This is a genomic window from Oscillibacter sp. CAG:155, from assembly GCA_000436875.1.
GTDB lineage: Bacteria > Bacillota > Clostridia > Oscillospirales > Oscillospiraceae > Oscillibacter.
The window spans coordinates 377-20,861 of sequence record FR890878.1; the positions used below are offsets into that span (position 1 = coordinate 377).

Annotated in this window: 18 protein-coding genes and 1 other annotated feature; of the genes, 9 read left to right on the plus strand and 9 right to left on the minus strand. The window is 62.7% G+C overall.

Going from position 1 to position 20,485, the window contains the following annotated elements; all coding sequences use genetic code 11:
* The 4 genes from QZL67_RS03720 to garR all read right to left on the minus strand — a co-directional run.
* Window positions 1-188 (minus strand): signal peptidase II (locus QZL67_RS03720; protein ID WP_292919805.1); only part of this gene is annotated, 188 nt, incomplete at its 3' end.
* Window positions 189-294: 106 nt separating this feature from the next.
* Entirely contained in the window at window positions 295-3,108 is a 2,814-nt protein-coding gene (ileS, locus tag QZL67_RS03725; RefSeq protein ID WP_022289427.1) for an isoleucine--tRNA ligase, read from the minus strand.
* A 102-nt stretch (window positions 3,109-3,210) separates the two neighbouring features.
* Window positions 3,211-3,462 (minus strand) — a binding site (T-box leader).
* 89 nt (window positions 3,463-3,551) lie between these two features.
* Complete coding sequence (locus QZL67_RS03730; RefSeq protein WP_022289428.1) at window positions 3,552-4,982, minus strand: four-carbon acid sugar kinase family protein; 1,431 nt, start codon at window positions 4,980-4,982, stop codon at window positions 3,552-3,554.
* A gap of 16 nt (window positions 4,983-4,998) precedes the next feature.
* On the minus strand, window positions 4,999-5,892 hold the full coding sequence (garR, locus tag QZL67_RS03735) for a 2-hydroxy-3-oxopropionate reductase (protein WP_373887778.1): 894 nt from the start codon (window positions 5,890-5,892) through the stop codon (window positions 4,999-5,001).
* Window positions 5,893-6,143: 251 nt separating this feature from the next.
* Between garR and QZL67_RS03740 the strand changes: the two genes are divergently transcribed.
* Complete coding sequence (locus tag QZL67_RS03740) at window positions 6,144-6,809, plus strand: GntR family transcriptional regulator (RefSeq protein WP_022289430.1); 666 nt, start codon at window positions 6,144-6,146, stop codon at window positions 6,807-6,809.
* An 80-nt stretch (window positions 6,810-6,889) separates the two neighbouring features.
* Here the strand turns inward: QZL67_RS03740 and QZL67_RS03745 are convergent, their stop codons facing one another.
* From QZL67_RS03745 to QZL67_RS03765, 5 genes are all read right to left on the minus strand, one after another.
* Complete coding sequence (locus QZL67_RS03745; protein WP_022289431.1) at window positions 6,890-7,060, minus strand: hypothetical protein; 171 nt, start codon at window positions 7,058-7,060, stop codon at window positions 6,890-6,892.
* A gap of 108 nt (window positions 7,061-7,168) precedes the next feature.
* On the minus strand, window positions 7,169-7,795 hold the full coding sequence (locus QZL67_RS03750) for a peptidoglycan recognition family protein (RefSeq protein ID WP_366914434.1): 627 nt from the start codon (window positions 7,793-7,795) through the stop codon (window positions 7,169-7,171).
* A 39-nt stretch (window positions 7,796-7,834) separates the two neighbouring features.
* A complete protein-coding gene (locus tag QZL67_RS03755; protein WP_022289433.1) occupies window positions 7,835-9,859 on the minus strand; it encodes a hypothetical protein in 2,025 nt (674 codons plus the stop codon).
* Window positions 9,834-10,730, minus strand: coding sequence for an ABC transporter ATP-binding protein (locus tag QZL67_RS03760; protein WP_022289434.1), 897 nt, complete (start codon window positions 10,728-10,730; stop codon window positions 9,834-9,836). The genes QZL67_RS03755 and QZL67_RS03760 overlap by 26 nt, the downstream gene beginning before the upstream one ends.
* Complete coding sequence (locus QZL67_RS03765) at window positions 10,727-11,086, minus strand: GntR family transcriptional regulator (protein WP_022289435.1); 360 nt, start codon at window positions 11,084-11,086, stop codon at window positions 10,727-10,729. Before QZL67_RS03765 ends, QZL67_RS03760 begins: the two co-directional genes overlap by 4 nt.
* 214 nt (window positions 11,087-11,300) lie before the next feature.
* Here QZL67_RS03765 and QZL67_RS03770 point away from each other — a divergent pair, with 214 nt between their 5' ends.
* The 8 genes from QZL67_RS03770 (at window position 11,301) to prmA (ending at window position 20,383) form a co-directional block, all read left to right on the plus strand.
* Window positions 11,301-12,920 carry a spermidine synthase gene (locus QZL67_RS03770; protein WP_022289436.1) on the plus strand — a complete coding sequence of 540 codons (1,620 nt, stop codon included), beginning with the start codon at window positions 11,301-11,303 and terminating at the stop codon, window positions 12,918-12,920.
* 185 nt (window positions 12,921-13,105) lie between these two features.
* Complete coding sequence (gene rpsO / locus QZL67_RS03775) at window positions 13,106-13,372, plus strand: 30S ribosomal protein S15 (RefSeq protein ID WP_022289437.1); 267 nt, start codon at window positions 13,106-13,108, stop codon at window positions 13,370-13,372.
* Between the two features lie 175 nt (window positions 13,373-13,547).
* Window positions 13,548-15,698 (plus strand): polyribonucleotide nucleotidyltransferase, encoded by a 2,151-nt coding sequence (locus QZL67_RS03780; RefSeq protein ID WP_022289438.1) that lies wholly within the window; start codon window positions 13,548-13,550, stop codon window positions 15,696-15,698.
* A 237-nt stretch (window positions 15,699-15,935) separates the two neighbouring features.
* Window positions 15,936-16,388 carry a GNAT family N-acetyltransferase gene (locus QZL67_RS03785; RefSeq protein WP_022289439.1) on the plus strand — a complete coding sequence of 151 codons (453 nt, stop codon included), beginning with the start codon at window positions 15,936-15,938 and terminating at the stop codon, window positions 16,386-16,388.
* A 73-nt stretch (window positions 16,389-16,461) separates the two neighbouring features.
* Entirely contained in the window at window positions 16,462-17,835 is a 1,374-nt protein-coding gene (gene mnmE, locus QZL67_RS03790; protein ID WP_022289440.1) for a tRNA uridine-5-carboxymethylaminomethyl(34) synthesis GTPase MnmE, read from the plus strand.
* Between the two features lie 115 nt (window positions 17,836-17,950).
* Window positions 17,951-18,529: a DUF1836 domain-containing protein gene (locus QZL67_RS03795; RefSeq protein WP_022289441.1), complete on the plus strand. Its 579-nt coding sequence runs from the start codon at window positions 17,951-17,953 to the stop codon at window positions 18,527-18,529.
* Complete coding sequence (locus tag QZL67_RS03800; RefSeq protein WP_022289442.1) at window positions 18,522-19,394, plus strand: DegV family protein; 873 nt, start codon at window positions 18,522-18,524, stop codon at window positions 19,392-19,394. Before QZL67_RS03795 ends, QZL67_RS03800 begins: the two co-directional genes overlap by 8 nt.
* Window positions 19,395-19,408: 14 nt before the next feature.
* Complete coding sequence (gene prmA / locus QZL67_RS03805) at window positions 19,409-20,383, plus strand: 50S ribosomal protein L11 methyltransferase (RefSeq protein ID WP_022289443.1); 975 nt, start codon at window positions 19,409-19,411, stop codon at window positions 20,381-20,383.
* Window positions 20,384-20,485: the final 102 nt, after the last annotated feature.

The window sequence follows — 20,485 nt, forward strand, 5'->3', positions numbered from 1 at the left end:
AAAATCCAGCGCATCCCGGAAAAGCTGGACCAGGCGGCGCCGTAATTGTGGACGGTGCGCAGCTCCACCACCCCGGGCAGCAGGGGCTGGGCCTCACCCAGGGGGATATTCACGGTCACATAGTGTTTGAGCCACTGGTCCAACCCCAGCAACGCTGCGGCCAGAAGGGCGGAACAGACATAGAGCATAGCGCGGTTCTCCTTCGCTGTTTGAAATTTGGTTTCAGTGTACACGGCCCGGAAAAACAAGTCAAGGGCCCGGTGCTTCAGGCACCGGGCCCCTGCGGAATGTTTCTTAGAACTGGGGCAGCTTTGCCACCACGGCAGCGCAGCGGGGGCACAGGGTGGGATGGTCCGCATCCTCGCCCACGCGGGTGGAGTGCATCCAGCACCGCTCGCACTTTTCGCCCTTGGCCTCGCTGACCTCCACGGTCAGTCCGGGGTAGGAAGTGCCGGTGCCGGAGACGGAGTCCGCCGCCACATCGGCATTGGAGATCTGGCAGTCGGAGACAATGAACAGCTCCGCCAGGTTCAGGTCCGCCACCTGCATCAGCACGGAAGCGGTCTCGCTGTCAGCGGCGTGAAGGGCCACATGGGCCTCCAGGGCCTTGCCGATCTTCTTCTGGGCACGGGCGGCCTCCAGCACGGCGTTGACGTCGTCCCGCAGCTTCTCCACAACCGCCCACTTCTCCATAGCCTTGTCGTCCAGGGCGTAGTCGGTGAAGGGCTTATTCATCTCATTGAACACCACGTTCCGGCCGTCGTCATCGGCGCGATGGGGCATGGACTGCCAGATTTCATCGCAGGTGAAGGCCAGGATGGGCGCCATGATCTTGGTCATGGTGTCCAGGATCAGGAACAGAGCCGTCTGGGCGCTGCGGCGCTTGGCGCCGTCCTTTTCCTCGCAGTAGAGCCGGTCCTTGATGATGTCCAGATAGAAGTTGGACATATCCACCACGCAGAAGTCGTTGACGGCGTGGGTGACCACCAGGAACTCATAGTCGTCGTAGGCCTTGAAGCACTTTTCGATCAGCTGGTTGAGGCGGGTGACGGCCCAGCGGTCCAGCTCCTCCATCTCGTCGGCGGGGGTCAGGTGATCGGCGTCAAAACCGTCCAGGTTGCCCAGGCAGTACCGGGCGGTGTTGCGGAACTTCAGGTAGTTCTGGGAGAGCTGCTTGAAGATCTCGTGAGAGCAGCGGACGTCGGCGTGGTAGTCGGCGCTGGCAGCCCAGAGGCGCAGCAGATCCGCGCCGTACTTGTCCATGATCTCATAGGGGTCCATGCCGTTGCCCAGGGACTTGTGCATGGCACGGCCCTCGCCGTCCACGGTCCAGCCGTGGGTGACGCACTCCTTGAAGGGTGCGCCCTGGCCCAGCGCGCCCACGGCGGTGAGCAGGCTGGACTGGAACCAGCCGCGGTACTGGTCCAGGCCCTCCAGGTACATGGTGGCGGGCCAGAAGCCCTGGTCCCGCTTCATGGCGGCGAAGTGGGTGGAGCCGGAGTCGAACCAGCCGTCCAGGGTGTCGGTCTCCTTGGTGAAGCCGGTCTTGCCGCCGCAGTGAGGACAGGTGAAGCCCTCCGGCAGGAATTCCTCAGCCTCCTTGGCAAACCAGGCGTTGGAGCCTTCCTTGGCAAAGAGGTCGGAGATGGCGGCGATGGTCTCGTCGTTGCAGATGGGCTTGCCGCAGTCCTTGCAGTAGACCACGGGGATGGGCAGGCCCCACTTGCGCTGACGGGAGATGCACCAGTCGTTGCGCTCCCGGACCATGGACTTCATCCGGTCAATGCCCCAGCCGGGCACCCAGCGCACATCGTCGCAGGCGGCGCAGGCCTCGTCCTTGAAGGACTCCACGGAGCAGAACCACTGAGGCGTGGCCCGGAAGATGATGGGGCCCTTGCAGCGCCAGCAGTGGGGATAGGAGTGGACGATGTCCTCGCTGGCAAAGAGCATGCCGCTCTCCTTCATGTCGTTCAGGATCACGGGGTTGGATTCGTCGGTCTTCATGCCGGCGTACTTGCCGGCGTACGCGGTGTGACGGCCCTGGTCGTCCACGGGCACCACCATGTCCATGCCGTAGCGCTTGCAGGTCTCATAGTCGTCCGCGCCGAAGCCGGGAGCGGTGTGGACGCAGCCGGTACCGGAGTCCATGGTGACGTAGTCCGCCAGCAGCAGACGGGAGGTCTTGGGCAGGAAGGGGTGGTCCGCCAGCATGTTCTCGAAGAAGGCGCCGGGATGGGTCTCCAGGATCTCGTAGGTCTCAAAGCCGCCCAGCTTCATGACCTTCTCCGTCAGGGCCTCAGCCATGATATACATCTCGCCGTTGGGGGCCTTCACCACGGCGTAGGACTCGTCGGGATGCAGCGCGATGGCAAGGTTGCCCGGCAGGGTCCAGATGGTGGTGGTCCAGATCACGAAGAAGAGCTTGGACTTGTCGTACTGGCTGAGCTTGCCGCAGTCGTCGTGCATGGGGAACTTCACATACACGGTGGTGCAGGGATCGTCCTGATACTCGATCTCAGCCTCGGCCAGGGCGGTCTCGTCGTGGGGGCACCAGTACACGGGCTTGAAGCCCTTGTAGATATAGCCCTTCTTGTACATCTCGCCGAAGACCTTCACCTCCTCGGCCTCAAAGCCGGGGTTCATGGTGGCGTAGGGGTGCTCCCAGTCGCCCAGGACACCCATGCGCTGGAAGCCCTCGCTCTGCACGTCCATATAGTGGCGGGCAAAGTCGTGGCAGGCAGAGCGGAAATCGGGGATGCTCATGGCCTTGTGGTTGAGCTTGTTCTGCTTGATGATGGCGGACTCGATGGGCATGCCGTGGTTGTCCCAGCCGGGGATATAGGGGGTGTAGTAGCCCCGCATGGCGTAGGAACGGGTGATGAAGTCCTTGATGGACTTGTTCAGGGCATGGCCCATGTGCAGCGCGCCGTTGGAGAACGGAGGGCCGTCGTGAAGGTTGAAGAGGGGCTTGCCCTCGTTCTTTTTGAGCAGCTCGTTGTACACGTCCTGCTCCTTCCACCGGGCCAGCATCTCCGGCTCCCGCTTGGGCAGGCCCGCCCGCATGGGGAAGTCGGTCTTGGGCAGATTGATGGTCTTGTTGTAGTCCATGTTTTCTGATTCCTCCTATATGGTAAATGGTATTCAATCTGGATCGGTCGGGCTCTTTCATCAGATCCCGCCGTTGAAAAAGAAAAACGCTTTGCCTCTTTTGCAAGAGACAAAGCGTTTTTAACACTCTGCGGTACCACTCTCGGTTGCCGTACCCTTGCGGGATGCGGCCGCTCACAGCCTGCTGCACAGGCCGACGGAATAACGCCCGTCACACGTCCACGCTTACTCGCGTCGTCTTTCAGCAGGAGGCTCCAAGGTGATTTTCACGCGCCGTTCCTCTCCGCCTTTCACCGTCACGGCGGCTCTCTTTGCAGGTTGCGATGCGCTACTCGTCCTTATCTACGCCATTGTATTCGATTACCCGAACATCATATCATGTTTTGCCGGTTTGTCAACTGCTGCGGCGAGATTTTTCCTGTTTTTCCGGGCAGATCACCGTCTCACTCCGCCACCAGCGTCTCCACGGCCTGGCGCAGCGTCTGGGCACCGCCCACATTTCCCGGGAAAATCACATAGGGGATGCCCGGGAACTTGCTGCCCGGGTCGGTCTGCCACACGGGGATACCGGGACAGATCTGGCCCAGCACATTGGCCTTTTTCACTCCCAGGGCCTCGGTGCCGATGGTGCTGGAGGTGATGCCGCCCTTGGCGATCAGGAAGGCCGGCGTGACCCGCAGCCGGGCCACCAGATTCTGGACGCCCTGGCTGATCTTCACGCTGCGGACCAGGGCACTCTCCTTGGTGTCGTTTTCCACCGTCAAAAGCCGGCGGTTGGTATAGCACACCGCCACCTTTCCGCTGCGAATGGCCTCCTCTTCCAGGGCCACGCACCGGTCCACCTCGGCGGAGAGGGCCTCGTCCCCCTGGAGTACCAGGTCGCTTTGAAACTCGATGGGCACCGTACAGGGCAGTTCCAGCAGCGCCTCAAGCTGGGCGGTGGTCTTCCGGGTATGGCTGCCCACCAACACCAATCCGCCGGTGTGGGTGTCCACCGTCACCATGTCCTGCCGCCTGAGCAGCGGGATATCCGTGATGCCGCCTACCTCTTTCACAAGCTCCGCCGCCGTCCGGAACAAAAACGTCTTGCCCCGGGCCATGGCCCGATACAGCGCCACGGCGAACACCTTCACGTCGCATGCGTCAATGGCGTTGACGCAGACCTTGTTGAAGTCCGTCACGGCCATCAGCTTTTCCACGATGCCGTCGTAATCCTGGGCCCGCAGCTCCTCCAGGGAGATGCAGGTGACACTGGAGGCCGGGTAGCGGCCGCCGGTCTTTTCCTCGATGTAGCCGGGCAGGTCGGAGTGGGTGTAGCCAAAGCTTTTGTCTTTTGCAAACTCCGTCTGAGCGGCGGGCACCAGCTCGTCGCCGTACTGAACGTAGTGGGTGTTGCCGATGGTGAAGCGGCCGCCGTCCTTGAAGAAGGGGCACAGGATCTCCCCGTCCACATGGCGGCCGGCGGCCTCCATCCCCTGGCGCAGCAGCTCCGTCTCCAGCGGGTAATGGCCCCGGAGAGTGGAGTCGCTGCGGCTCATGATGAGATAGTGCTGTCCGGTCCGGGCCGCGGCCTCCACCGCGTTGGCGGCAATCTGACGGTGGACGGCGGTGGTCTCCTCCACCGTCAGTCCCCGGCTGTTGGTGAGGATGTAAAAGAGTTTCCGGGGCTCCTGGAGCCCGCTGCAGATGCTCTCCACCGTCCAGTCGGTATACACCGAGATGTCGTGGACCGTCTGAACGCCGGTGGGGTCATCGTCCAGCACGATGAACTTGGTGTCGTCCGCCGCGATCTCCCGGCGCAGCAGTGCATCCACCGCCGCCGTGTCCACCGGCGGAAATTGCGTGAGAATCTCTGCGGAAATGGTGTTTTCCATCAACTGTCCCTCCTGTTTACTGCGCTCCGCCCCGGACCTCCACGCCGGCCAGCTGTTCAAAATACTGGACGTATCCGGCGTGGTCGTCGTCCATGTGGCCGGAGACTTTCAGCGCCTGCTGGATCTCAAAGAGCTCCGCCGTCAGCGGCAGGGGCACATCGATCTCATGGGCGGTGGCCAGGACGTTCTTGATGTCCTTGTGGTTGACCCGGATGGTCCCGCCGGGTTTGAAGTTGCGGGCACACATCATGGGCGCCTTGGCGTCCAGCACGGTGCTGCCGGCAAGGCCTCCCCGGATAGCCTGATAGACCTTCATGGGGTCCACGCCGGCCTTGGTGGCCAGCACCAGCGCCTCGGACACTGCGGCGATGTTCAGATTCACGATGATCTGGTTTGCCAGCTTCGTGACGCTGCCGGCGCCGGGACCGCCGATCAGCATGGCGCTGCTGCCCATGCACTGGAAGGCCGGCATCAGCCGGTCAAAGTCCGCCTGGTCGCCGCCGCACATAATGGCCAGAGTCCCGGCGATGGCACCGGGCTCTCCGCCGGAGACCGGCGCATCCACAAAGCCCACGCCCATCTCCTTGAGGCGGCGGTAGCACTCCTGGGACTCACCGGGGGTGACGCTGGACAGATCGCACACCACCTGGCCCGGCCGCAGCGCGGAGGCCACGCCGTTTTCCCCGAAGAGCACTTCCCGGACAATGGCGCCGGTGGGCAGGATCGTAAAGATGATCTCACACGCCTTTGCCAGCTCCACATACGTGCCGGACTCCGCGCCCAGGCCTCGCAGCTCCTCCACCACGGCGCCGTTGAGGTCGCTGACCATTACCTGCTGCCCGCCCTTGAGCAGATTCTTCGCCATAGGGCGGCCCATGATCCCAAGTCCGATAAACCCGATTTTGCCCATCATCAATCGTCCTTCCATTCCATCCAAGCGGATGTTGTTTTTGTTGTGCCGAGGGGGCCTGCGGTCCTCCGGTCCTGTTGGCTCCAGTATATTGCATACCGGTATACCGGTCAAGAAAAAATTGCGAATTTCCGCTAAAATTCAAATAATCAGCGTTCTGCGCAAAAACTTTTTGTTTTTTTGTGAAAATAGCCCTTGATTGGAATACCGGTATCCTGTAAGATACCAGCATACGGAGGAGGGACATGTCCATGGCAGGCTACACACTGTTGCAGGAAGAAGCATACGCCCATATCAAGGAGCAGATCCTCACCGGGGCACTGCAGGAGGATCAGATCTACTCGGAGACCCGGATCGCGGCTATGATCGGCATCTCCCGCACACCGGTGAAGGACGCGCTGGTGCGGCTGAACCAGGAGCGGCTGGTGGACATCCTGCCCAGCCGGGGATTCCGGCTGCACCGGATGTCCGAGGATGACATCTGGGACACCTATCAGGTGCGGACAGCGGTGGAGGGCTTCTGCGTGGTGCATCTGGCCCACCGGAAGGACACGCCGGAGGGCCAGGCGGCCATCGCGGAGCTGGAGCGCAGCATCGCCCGCATGGAAGCGCTGGCGGACGCGCCCCTTGACCAGCTCTGGCAGGAGGATCTGGCGTTCCACAGCCGCCTTGTGGCGTTTTCCGGCAATCAGGAATTTTCCCAGCTCTTTGAAAGCTGCAATCACCGCATGTCGGTCATCGCCAAGCAGAGTTTCCAAAGCCCCAACCGGCGCCAGGCAGCCATCGGGGAGCACCGGGCCATTCTGGAGGCCATCCGCACCTGCACCGGACGGGACGATCTGACGGCCTACGGCGCACTGCGGACCCACATGGAGGCATCCCGGGACATCGTTTTGCGGGAGCAGATCTCCCGATAAGAAAAAACAGGGCGGATGCCGTTTCGGCATCCGCCCTGTTTTTTCTTCTCATGTACTGTGCCCTGCACGGGACGGCGCTGTCACTGATACCGGTACTGTTTCCCGGAATACTGGTCCACACAGCGCAGAAACATCTCATGGCTGCGGAACTCCAGCAGCTGACAGCCCTCTTCCTCGTGAAAGGATACAATGCGCCGTTTGGTGTCTACCCAAACGCGCCACAGATTTTCCACAACGCACTTTTGATCCATGCGCTCCGCTCCCTTCCGTGCATCCGCTGATGCAGTGCCCCATCTACTTATAAGACGATTGAACAGGGCGATTTGTTTCACCGGTTTGAAACTTTTTTTGATAGTTTTTCAGGAATCCTCCTCCATGGCCGCCGCCACATCCGCCCGGAAGGTGTCCCAGGCCTCAGGATGCTCCACGTAGTACAGCGGACAGAGCTTTTCCGTCACGTCGTAGTGACGGATCACGTCCGTCTCCGGGTCCAGGCGGAACGTCTCGCACAGCCAGGCGGTCAGCTCCACCACCCGGTCATACGTCACCGGGGAGAACTCCCCCGTCTCATCCGGGTGGCAGACCTCAATGGAAACAGTGTCGTCGTTGCGGGAATTGGAGGCATAGGCGATCTCCGTCAGGGGGACGCACTGGATCACCTCCCCCTCCAGCCCCACGATAAAGTGGCTGCTGGCGTAGACGCCGTCGGCACCGGAGGACAGGGATTCAAAGTAATTGCGGTTGGCCTCCGCCGTGGTGCCGGGATTGCCCACATAGTGGATCACGACGCCGTTGATCTTCTCCAGCGGCGTGCCGGGCCGGGACCACTCGTTGACCGTCAGGTAGTCCTTCTGGACGTAGGACGGCGTCTTGATGTCCTCCCCCGGCAGGCCCCGGAGCGCCCCGTGCATCCACACGGCGGCACCCGCCGCCACGCAGACCACCGCCAGCACCAGCGCCGCGAAACGGGGATTTCTCTTTTTCACCCGCCTTCTCCGGCGGGGATGGGTTTGGGTGTTCATTGCTCAGGGATTCGCCTCCGCCTCGTAATCCGCCGGCCAGGAGACCGAGAAGCCGGTTCCCGGATTCTCCAGCAGGGTCTGGAGCTCATATCCATCCTGCCGGTTCGGCTGGTCGGCAGCCTGATTGGAGAGGTCGCTCAGCTCCCGGTTGGTCATCAGGGGCCGCTGGTCACTGACGATGCCGTACTGGCGCAGCACGGCAATGGTCTCCGTATAGGCCGGAGTGATCCCGATGTCCAGGGAGCTCATGCCGTCTCCCTGGGTATACCAGAACTCCAGGGAGTTTTCATAGGTCTGCTCCCAGCCATCCTCGGCGAACATGGTCCCGCCGGCCCGGCCTGCGTCAATATCCCGCAGAATCGCCTCCAGCACCGCCTGGGCGACCTTTCCCTCAAAGGGATAGCTGCTGCTGCTCCAGCCGCCGTCGGCATAGATGGTCTGCGCATAGATCATGCTGCCGCCCGCCAGATGGTCCAGCACTTCCTGCTCCGTCAGGCTGCTGCCGTCCAGCAGCGCGGCCCGCTGTACGGCGGGCTCCTGCACCAGAGCCCCCATCTGCGCGATCAGCGAGGTGGGGTCGTTCACCTCTTCATAGGGGTAAAACAGCTCGTAGCTGCGCCGCATCTGGGTCCGGCCCAGCTGATAGCGCAGTGTCACCGTGCACTGGCCCGTGGTCTCCTGGACTTTGTCCGGATCACCGGCATAGAAGCGGACCTTCCGCAGCTGCTCTTCCTTCTTGTCGGCGACCATTTCCCGGTGCAGCTGCAAAAATTGCTCCACGGTATCCGGGTCCTTGACGATCCCGGTGAGGTAGGTATTTCCGCCGATGGAAAACTCCACGCTCTTCACCGCCGCAGCGTCCGGCACCCGGCTTTCCACGCCGGTCACATCCAGCCCCACGCCGATGCCCAGCGCCAGGACCACCGCCGTCACCACCACGGCGCCCTTCCAGCCGCTGCGGAGCACCCGGAAGGACTTGCACAGCAGCATCTCCGCGCCGAAGAAACCCACAAGACCCAGCACCACCATGCACACCAGTGCCAGCGGCAGCGCCGGAGACTTGACACTCTCCTCAAAGAACTCGCTCCAGATCAGGTAATAGAGCCACTGCCCCACCATCAGCGCCGCGCAGATGCCCACGCCGAAGCGGAACAGATGCCGGGCCCAGGACACCGCCACCACGTCGCCCGCCGTCTCGCTGCGGCGCACGCGGTAGACCGCCAGCGCTGCTCCGGCTAGCACCAGCCCCGCCAGGACATAGACACCCAGCGTCCCGAGTCCTTCAACAGTGCGGTCCACATTGCAGCCCAGCTCCTCGTTCCAGGTGCCTGTAGTCTCCAGACGGGAGAGAAGCTGATAGGGCGGCGTCAGCCAGCGGACCCACGCGGGAGTCCCGCCGCCGCTGTAACCGTAGAGGAACATGCTCCCCAGCGTCTGCACCGCCTGGCACAGCGCCATGGCCACCACGTTCAGCGCCGCGTAAAACACCGGCATCGCCAGGATCTGGCCTGTAAACATGGTGCAGAACACCGCAAAGGAGTAGAAGAACAGCATCTGCCCTGCCGCGCAGAGGAAAAACAATCCGATGTTGCGCCACTCCAGCACCCCGGCGGCACCCTGAACGGCGGCGGTCAGGAGTCCTGTGATCACAAGGCTGCTCAAAAACACGATGCAGCCCGCCAGGTAGTGGGTGAAGAACAATCCCTCCCGCCGGATGGGGAAGCTGTGCATCATCCCCACGCTGCGGGCAGAGCACAGGTAGGAAAAGAGCGCCATGGCAAAGAAGCACCCGGAAATCAGGCCCATCCACATGCCGAACTCCGTGCCCATGTCCAGCAGATTGGAAACCGCCACATCCACCAGCTGGATGGGGGTATAATACCGGATGGAGGTGCCGAAGAGGGTCAAAAACTGGTTCAGCGGCACCGCCACCAGCCACACCGCCAGATATGCACACCACAGCGGCCAAAACCGGCCCAGGTCCTTGCGCAGGAGCGTTCCGTTAAAGCACGATGTCTTTGACCGCATAGTCCACACCTCCCAACTCGTAAATGAAAATCTCCTCCAATGTCAGCGGCAGCGCGTCCGCCAGCAGCGGATGATATGCCGCCACCCGGGCCGTGGCCTCCTCCGCCCCCATGCGCATGATGAGGGTGTGGACCCGGCCCACTCGGGAGGCGTGGAGCACCGGCAGATCCGCCGGCACCTCCGTGATTCCCTCCGGGAACACCACCTGGAGCTTGACCATGTTGTCCTGCAGCTGTGCCAGGGACCGCTCCAGCAGCACCCGGCCCCGGTCCATAATGCCCACGTGATCGCACACATCCTCCAGCTCCCGCAGGTTGTGGGAGGAAATAAGTACCGTCACGCCCCGCTGGGCCACGTCGCCCAGCACCAGCGACCACACCTGCCGCCGCATCACCGGGTCCAGGCCGTCCACCGGTTCATCCAGGATCAGGTAATCCGGCATGCAGCTCAGCGCCAGCCAGAAAGCCACCTGCTTCTGCATGCCCTTGGACAGCCGCCGGATGGTCCGCCGCTCGTCGATCTGAAAGACCTCTTTGAGGGCGTTGTACCGCTCCATGGAAAACGAGGGGTAAAATCCCCGGTAAAACCGCATCATATCCCGCACAGAGGACTGCAGAAAGTAATACCAGTCGTCCGGAATCGCGGCGATCCGGGCCTTGAGGGCTGCGTTTTCCCACACCGGCTCCCCGCCGATGGTGACGCTGCCGCCATCTTGATGGTAAATCCCGGTCAAATGCCGGATCAGCGTGGATTTGCCCGCGCCATTGGGGCCTACCAGCCCGTACACGCTGCCCGCCGGAACCGACAGCGTGGCGCCGTCCAGCGCCCGAATGCCGTCAAATTTCTTGACCAGCTCCCGCACTTCAATCACGCGAACACCTCCTTTACAAGATCCGTCAGCTCCTGCTGACTGACGCCCAGATACCGCAGCTCTGCCAGCAGCTCCCGCACTTTTCCCAGCAGTTCCCGGCGGCGGGCCTCATCGGCGCCGGCATTGGCAGAGGCAAAGCTGCCCTTGCCGGGGACCGAATAGATATAGCCCTCCCCTTCCAGTTCGTTATAAGCCCGCTGGATGGTGTTGGGGTTGATGGCCAGCTGGGCGGCCAGCGCCCGGACGGAGGGCAATTTCTCATCCGCTCCCAGGGCGCCGGTGACGATCAGCTTTCGCAGTCCGTCCTCGATCTGCTCGTAGATCGGACGGGAATCCCGGTAGTTCAGGCTGATCATCGCGTTCACCTTCCCTTCTGCGGCGATTCTCCCTTGCCGCTAACTGTATTAACCGTACTAGTACGGTTAGGATAACACACCGGATTTAACCTGTCAAGAGCCCTTTGGACGCCTGGTTTTTCTTGACAACACCGCTGCCCCGGCGGATGATAAAGACAGCGGATTTTCCGCTGATTTCCCTGTTTTCCGCCTGATGCGGAAGGAAAGGAGCCCTATGAACCAGCGTCCGATTCTGAAAAACAAGCTCTACCTCTATCTGACGGAATTTTTCTCCGGCGTGGCCGTCATGGCGGTGGAGCTGGGCGCCAGCCGCCTGCTGGCCCCCTACTTCAGCTCTTCCCAGATCGTGTGGACCATCATCATCGGCACCATCATGATCGCCATGGCCCTGGGAAACCTCTACGGCGGCCGCACCGCCGACCGGGACCCCAACCCCGACCGCCTCTACCGCCGCATCCTCATCGCCGCCGTGTGGATCGCCCTGATCCCGGTGGTGGGCAAGTACGTGATCCTGGCAGTGTCGGCGGCATTGATCTTCACCGTCAGCACCAATTTTCTCATTATCGCGGCCTTTGCCGCCTGCATGATTCTTTTTGTCTATCCCCTGTTCCTGCTGGGCACCGTCACCCCCTCTCTGGTGAAGTACACCACCGACTCCCTGGAGGACAACGGCCGGATCGTGGGCAATATGGAGGCATTCAACACGGTGGGCAGCATTCTGGGCACCTTCCTGCCCACGTTTGTCACCATCCCGGCGGTGGGCACCTCCGTGACCTTCCTGCTCTTCTCCGGCATCTTGCTGGCGTTGGGGCTTGCCTACTTTCTCAGCGGCCGCAGCCACCTCCGCACCTGCGCCGGTGCGCTGGCAGCGGTGGTTCTGTGCGCCGTGTTCGGCCACCGGGACAGCTTTGCGTTCTGGGAGGATGACCTCCTCTACGAGGGGGAGTCCGTGTACAACTATTTACAGGTCAAGGAGACGGAGGACTCGGTCATTCTCTCCACCAACGTGCTCTTCGGTGTCCAGTCCGTCCGGCAGAAGGACGGCGGCCTCACCGGCATGTACTACGACACCGCCCTGGCGGCGCCGCTGATGGCGGGAATTCAGGAAAAGGAGACCTTCGACATCCTGATTCTGGGCATGGGCAGCGGCACCTATGCCGCCCAGTGTCAGGAGTTCTTCGGCGGTCGGAACGGCCAAACCCTCTCCATCGAGGGCGTGGAGATCGACCAGGACATCACGGACCTGGCCCGGACGTACTTCGCCCTGCCGGAGGAGGTATCGGTTTCCACCTATGACGGCCGGGCCTACCTGCAGGCGGTGGACAAGAAATACGACGTGATCCTGGTGGACGCCTATCAGGACATCACCATCCCCTTTCAGATGTCCACTGTGGAGTTTTTCACCCTGGTGCGGGACCACCTGAAACCCGACGGTGTGATGGCGGTGAACATGAACATGCACTCCGACGGGGAGGGCAGCATCAACGCCCACCTGTGCGACACCATTTCCTCCGTATTTGATTCCGTCTACACCGCGGACGTGCCCCGCACCACCAACCGGGAGCTCTTCGCCTGGAACGGCGCCGATGCGCTGGAGACCCTCTCCGGCGGCACCGCCGCCCTCACCCGGGCGGACCTGCGGCAGAACCTGGAGGACGTGGCGCAGCGCCTGACGCCCTACACCGCCGGCGACCTGCTTTTGACCGACGACCGGGCCCCGGTGGAGCTGCTGGGCATTCAGGTGATCGACAGCCTGATCCAGGACGAGGTGGCTCATTACCGGGAACTCTATGAGCAGGAAGGACTTCAGGGCGTGGTGGAAAGCCTTCTCTGACCCCTCGCCGGCACAAAAAAAGTGCCGGGAAACGCATAAATTTTCCTTTACAACGCAACACTTCTATGGTATAGTCACTAAGGTATGCAGGCGCATACCATTATGCCCCAAAGCTTCGTCCCGTGGACTTTCACCGGCCCGGCGCGCAGTTTTGCGGGGAATTTTCAGAAAGGTGGAATTTATCCATGCTGCGTAAAGAACAGAAGACGGCTGTTATCAACGCCAACCGTACCCACGAGAACGACACCGGCTCCCCCGAGGTTCAGGTCGCCATCCTGACCGAGCGGATCAACCAGCTCACCGAGCACATGCGCAAGAACCCCCAGGACAAGCACTCCAACCGGGGCCTGCTGAAGATGGTCGGTAAGCGTCGGAGCCTGCTGGACTACCTGCAGAAGAAGGACATCGAGCGTTATCGTGCCCTCATCGCCAAGCTGGGTATCCGGAAGTAAGTTTGAAACAGGGTGGTGTGGACTTCTGCACCACCCTTCTTTCACATTTCCCCCCGCACGTATGAGAGCCGTATAAGCCTTTAGCAGTTGAACATGCGGCCGGAGCGCCGGCCGCATGTTCAAGTGCTAAATGGTTTGGCTCCCATGCGGAATTTTTCAACAAAGGAGACGAATCATGTCAACGATCATTACCAAAAGACAGTTCCCCGGCTATCACAAGTATGAAATGGAGCTGGCCGGCCGTCCTCTGACTATGGAAGTGGGCAAGATGGCAGAGCTGGCCAACGCCGCTGTCATGGTGGGCTACGGCGACACCCGGGTGCTCTGCTGCGCCACCGCCGCTCCCCGCCCCCGGGACGGCATCGACTTCTTCCCCCTGAGCGTGGACTTTGAGGAAAAGCTCTACGCCGTGGGCCGCATCCCCGGCTCCTTCAACCGCCGGGAGGGCCGCCCCGGTGAGAAGGGCATCCTGACGAGCCGCGTCATCGACCGGCCCATCCGCCCCCTCTTCCCCTACGACTTCCGCAATGACGTGTCCATCATGTGCACCGTCATGAGCGTGGACCACGACTGCTCCCCCGAGATCGCGGCCCTGATCGGCACTTCCGCGGCCCTGGCCATCTCCGATATCCCCTGGAACGGCCCCGTGGGCGCGCTGAAGGTGGGTCTCGTGGACGGCAAGCTGGTCTTCAATCCCACCAGCGAGCAGCGCAAGGTCTCTGACCTGGACGTCACCGTGGTCTCCACCCACAAGAAGGTGGTCATGATCGAGGCCGGCGCCAACGAGGTCCCCAACGACGTGATGTTCGAGGCCATCAAGTCCGCCCATGAGGAGAACCAGAAGATCCTGGCCCTCATCGACCAGATGGTCTCCGAGGTGGGCAAGCCCAAGTTCGACTACCCCCACGCCGACTTCAACCAGGAGCTCTTCGACGACATCGTCGCCAACTTCATGGACGAGGCCAAGGCCGCCATGGACACCGACGACAAGAACGTCCGGGAAGCCCGCTGGAACGCCATGATCGAAAAGTGGCATGAGAAGTATCTGGAGCAGTACCCCGACATGGATAAGTACCTGGAGGAGTTCACCTACAAGTTCCAGAAGAAGATCGTCAAGCAGTGGCTGCTGGAAGGCCACCGCGTGGACGGCCGCCAGAAAAACGAGATCCGGCCCCTGGCCGCCGAGGTGGGCGTACTGCCCCGGGCCCATGGCTCCGGCCTCTTCACCCGCGGCCAGACCCAGGTGCTCTCTGTCTGCACCCTGGACACCCTCTCCGCCTGCCAGAAGCTGGATACCATCTGGGAGGACACCGAGAAGCGGTATATGCACCACTACAACTTCCCCGGCTACTCCGTGGGCGAGGCCAAGCCCGCCCGTTCCCCCGGCCGGCGTGAGATCGGCCACGGCGCTCTGGCCGAGCGGGCGCTGCTGCCCGTGCTGCCCTCCGTGGAGGAGTTCCCCTATGCCATCCGGGTGGTGAGCGAAGTGCTCTCCTCCAACGGCTCCACCTCCCAGGGCTCCATCTGCGGCTCCACTCTGGCACTGATGGACGCCGGCGTGCCCATCAAGGCCCCTGTGGCCGGTATTTCCTGCGGCCTGATTCAGGATGACGACGGTTCCTTCACCACCTTCATCGACATCCAGGGCGTGGAGGACTTCCACGGCGAGATGGACTTCAAGGTGGGCGGCACCAAGAAGGGCATCACCGCCATCCAGATGGACCTGAAGAACGACGGCCTCACCATGGAGATCATCAAGGAAGCTCTGGACATCACCTACGATGCCCGCTGCGAGATCCTGGACCAGATCATGCTGCCCTGCATCTCCGAGCCCCGGAAGGAAGTCTCCAAGTACGCCCCCAAGATGCTGACCATGCACATCGACCCCTCCAAGATCCGGGAGGTCATCGGCTCCGGCGGCAAGGTCATCCAGAAGATCGTGGCCGACACCGGCGCCAAGATCGACATCAACGACGACGGCTCCATCTTCATCTCCGGCGTGGACGCCGCCTCCTGCGACGCCGCCAAGAAGTGCATCGACGACATCGTGTTCGTCCCTGAGGTAGGCGCGCTGTACTACGGCCGTGTGGTCCGTCTGATGACCTTCGGCGCCTTCGTGGAACTGGCCCCCGGCAAGGACGGCCTGGTCCACATCTCCAAGCTGGCTGACCACCGCATCGAGAAGGTGGAGGATGCCTGCAAGGTGGGCGACATGATGTGGGTGAAGGTCACCGACATCGACGAGAAGGGTCGCGTGAACCTCTCTCACAAGGATGCCGTCAAGGAGATCAAGGCCAAGGAGGCCGCTGGCGAGCGGATTAAGTAAAGCCGGGCGTTTCGCCTGTGTTTTGCGCCGGTCCTCCGGAACGAAAATCGACCTGGAAAGGCCGGGCGCGCTGCGCCCGGCCTTTTTTATCGCAGCCGCAGCAAGGGAGTCCGGACTTGCAAACAGCTCCCGCCCTCCTCTATAATGATGGAAACCTTTTTCACGCGGGGCGGTCTATACCGTTCCGCTCCGGACTCTCTGGTTTTTCCTCGTTCCCGCTGAGAAAGGAGCCTTATCATGACCATTCGCCCCTGTACGCAGGCAGATCTGGACGCACTGCTGTCTCTCTTTTATGCCGCAGTCCACACCGCCTGCGCCGCCGATTATACCCCCGCCCAGCTCTCCGCCTGGGCGCCGGAGGCCCCAGATTCCGCCCGCTGGGCGGAAAAGCTCCGGCAGGAGACCTTCCTGACCGCCGAGGAGGACGGGACCCTGCTGGGCTTCGGCGCCATAGAGGGCACTTATCTGGACCTGCTCTACGTTCGTCCGGACCGCCAGGGCCGGGGGATCGGAACGGTGCTGTGTGATTTTCTGGAACAGCAGTGCACCGGTCCCGTTCTCACGGTCCACGCCTCCCGCACCGCCCGGCCCTTTTTCGAGGCCCGGGGCTATCGCCTGATCCATGGGCAGCAGGTGGAGCGCCGGGGACAGATGCTGGAGAACTTTGTCCTGAAAAAGGACCTGGCCTGACTGCCGCAGGTTCCCCGCCGCCCTGCGGCGCGCCGGAACCCGCTGTCCCCGTTTTAGAAAGGAGATCGTTTTTATGGATGTCATTGCCGCCATCGCCACCGGGGCAGCCCCCACCGCCATCGGCATCGTCCGTGTATCCGGCGAGGGGTGCTTTTCCCTGTGCGACGCCGTGTTCCGCCCGGCAAACGGCCGGTCCTTTTCGGAGCAGGACGCCCGGAAGATGGTCTTTGGAGAGATGCTGGACACCCAGGGCCGCTGCATCGACCGGGGCCTTGCCGTCCGCTTCCCCGGCCCTCACAGCTACACCGGTGAGGACTCCGCCGAGTTTTACTGCCATGGCTCCCCCGTGGTGCTGCGGGAGCTGCTCTTCGCCCTGTTTGCCGCCGGCGCCCGACAGGCGGGCCCCGGGGAGTTCACCCGCCGGGCCTTTTTGAACGGCCGCCTGGACCTGACGGAGGCGGAGGCGGTGGTGGACCTCATCGATGCGGAGACCGCAGCTGCCGCCCGGAACGCCGCCGCCCAGCTCCACGGCTCCCTGCGCCGGGACTTCGAGGCCGTGACGGAGCGCCTGCTGGATATCACCAGCCGGTTTTACGCCGTGGTGGATTACCCGGACGAGGACATCGAGGACATCCAGCCCCGGGAGATCCGTCGGGCCCTCCGAGAATGCGACGCCACGCTCTCCCGCCTGCTGGACACCTGCAGCCGGGGAAACGTGCTGAAAAACGGCGTGGCCACTGCCATTGTGGGTCGGCCCAACGCCGGCAAGTCCTCCCTCTTAAACGCCCTGGCGGGGTACGAGCGGGCCATTGTCACCGACATCCCCGGCACCACCCGGGACACGGTGGAGGAATCCGTCCTCTGCGGCGGGGTGCGGCTGCGGCTCATAGACCCCGCCGGCATCCGCGACACGGAGGACACGGTGGAAAAGCTGGGCGTGGAGCGCTCCCGGCAGGCTCTGGAGCGGGCGGACCTGGCTCTGGCAGTGGTGGACGGCTCCGCTGCCCCCACGGAGGAAGACGCGGAGATCCTGCGCCTTGCCAGCCGCTGTCCCCGGTGGATTCTGGTGCTCAACAAGCAGGATCTCCATCCCGGGCACGGCGCCATCTTCTCTCTGGCTCCCTCCCTGCCCAAGCCCGACGCCGCCGTGGAGATCAGCGCCCTCAACGGGGACGTTTTCTCTCTGGAACGGGCGGTGGAGCATCTGTTTCCGGAGGGAGATATCCCCGACGGGTCCATCCTCACCAACGCCCGCCAGCAGGAGGCCGCCTCCCGGGCCCGGGAGGCCATCCGCCGGGCACTGGCGGCCCTGGAGAACGGTCTGACTCCGGATGCAGTCCTCACCGACGCCGAGGAGGCCCTGGACGCCCTGGGCGAGCTCACCGGCCGCACCGCCCGGGAGGAAATCGTTCAGCAGATCTTCTCCCGCTTCTGCGTGGGAAAATGAGCTCATGAGGCACGGCATCTCGTCTCTTTCTCCGTAAAATGTAATTTACAAAACCATTTCCCGGTGCTATACTGCCTTTGGATGAAAAGACACACCAGGAAGGAGTGTATCCCTCATGGAAGATCTGACTGAGCTGCGCCAGCGGCTGCGGACCCAGCGGCCCGTCCCCTGGGAACAGCTGCCGGACTTCGCGCTGTATATGGACCAGGTGCTCAGCTACATGGACCGCCAGGTGATCCGTTTTGACGAGGACGACGGACTGACCTCGGCCATGGTGAACAATTATACGAAAAGCGGTCTGGTCCCCCGGGCCGCCGGCAAGAAGTACAACCGGGAACACCTGGCCTACCTCACTGCCATCTGCGTGCTCAAGCGGGTGATGTCCACCCGGGACATGGACCTGCTCATCAAGCAGGAACTCCAGGGCGAGCGGTCCGTGGCCGACGGCTACGCCGCGTTCTGTGAGAGTCTGGACAAGGCACTGAACATCACCGCCGACGAGATGGAGCTTTATCTGGACGAGTCCACCCTGGCGGACGCCGCCATTCACTTCGCCCTGCTCAGCTACGCCGCAGGCGTTGCCAGCAACCGCTACGTGTCGCTGCTGCGGCAGCAGCAGGAGGCCGCAGGCGCGGAAACGGAGAGCCGGCGGAAGGACCGCCGCAAGGAAAAGGAGAAGGATGAACATGCGTGATTTCGTCATCATGACCGACAGCTGCTGCGACCTCACCGATGAGATGGCCCGGGACCTGGGCGTGGCGGTGGTGCCGCTGAGTTTGCAGATGGGCGGTCAGACCTACCGCAACTGGCTGGACGGTCGGGACATCGCCTTCCAGGACTTTTACAGCCGCATCCGGGCCGGAGAGACCGCCACCACCTCCGCCGTCAGCGTGGGGGAGTTTCAAGAGCAGATGCGGGAGATCCTTTCCCAGGGAAAGGACGTTCTGTATCTGAGCTTCTCCTCCGCCCTCTCTACCACCTATCAGTCCGCCGTCATTGCCGCGGACGATCTCCGAGAGGAGTTTCCCGACGGGCAGGTGCTGGTGGTGGACACCCGGTGCGCCTCTCTGGGCCAGGGCCTGCTGGTGTATCTGTGCGCCCGGGAAAAGGCCGCGGGCCGGTCTCTCACCGGGCTGCGGGACTATGCGGAGGCCACCAAGGGCAATATCTGCCACTGGTTCACTGTGGACGATCTGAACCACCTCAAGCGGGGCGGGCGCATCAGTGCCGCCACCGCCCTGGTGGGCACCATGCTCTCCATCAAGCCGGTGCTGCATGTGGACGATGAGGGCCGGCTGATCTCCGTCAGCAAGGCCCGGGGCCGCCGCGCCTCTTTGATGGCGCTGGTGGACCGGATGGAAGCCACCGCTCTGGACCCCGCAGGCGGCACCGTGTTCATCAGCCACGGCGACTGTGAGGGAGACGCCCTGCTGGTGGCGGATGAGATCACCCGCCGCTTCGGAAACCACGACATCCACCTCAACTATGTGGGGCCGGTGATCGGCAACCACTCCGGCCCCGGCACCGTGGCGCTGTTCTTTGTGGGCAGCAAGCGCTGAAAAGGAGACAAGATATGGATTGGCTGCAGCTGCACATTGACACCACCCACACCGGACTGGAGCCGGTGGAGACGCTGCTCTCCGCCCTGGGCATCGACGGCGTGGTGATCGACGACGAGACAGAGTTCCAGGACTTTCTGGAGAACAACCACCAGTACTGGGACTATGTGGACGAGGACCTTGCCGCCCAGATGGCCGGTAAGTCCCGCATCACCTTCTACCTGGAAGCCGGCGAGGAGGGCTTTGCCAAGATGGGTGAAGTCCGTCTGGCCCTGGAGCAGCTCAAGACCCAGCGGGACGACTGCGGGTCGCTGCTGCTGACGCTGGAGAACCTCAAGGACGCCGACTGGGAGAACAACTGGAAGCAATATTACAAGCCCATGGAGATCGGGGAGCATCTGGTGGTGGTCCCCCAGTGGCTTCAGGAGGACCCGAAGGTGCAAAAGCTCCTGGCCGCCGGACGGGTGCCGCTGATCCTGGACCCCGGCCTTACCTTCGGCACAGGCTCCCACGCCACCACCCGGCTGTGCCTGACGGCGCTGGATCAGCGGATTCACGGCGGTGAGCGGGTGCTGGACCTGGGCTGCGGCAGCGGCATTTTGTCCATCGCCGCCCTGCGGCTGGGGGCCAAAGAGGCCTTTGCCTGCGACATTGACGACAAGTGCCAGGATGTGGCCTATGAAAATGCCGCCCTCAACGGCATCGGCCGGGATGCTTATACCGTCCGGGTGGGCGACATCCTGACGGATCAGGCCCTGCAGGCGGAGATCGGCGGTGGGTACGACATTGTTCTGGCCAACATTGTGGCGGACGTCATCATCGCCCTGGCACCGGCGGTCCGTCCCCTGCTGGCGGAACACGGCGTGTTCCTCTGCTCCGGCATCATTGACGACCGGGCGGAGGAAGTGGCCGAAAAGCTCCGGGCGGCGGGTCTGGAGATTCTGGAGACCCACAGCGCCGAGGGCTGGTTCTCCTATCTCTGCCGCTGAGGGCAGCCGGTTCTTCCAAAATCCGGCCCGGGAAGTCGTCTCTTCTCTGCCCGGTCCGCCATTAATTTTCCACAATCATTTCTGCGCGCGGCCATTGGCTGG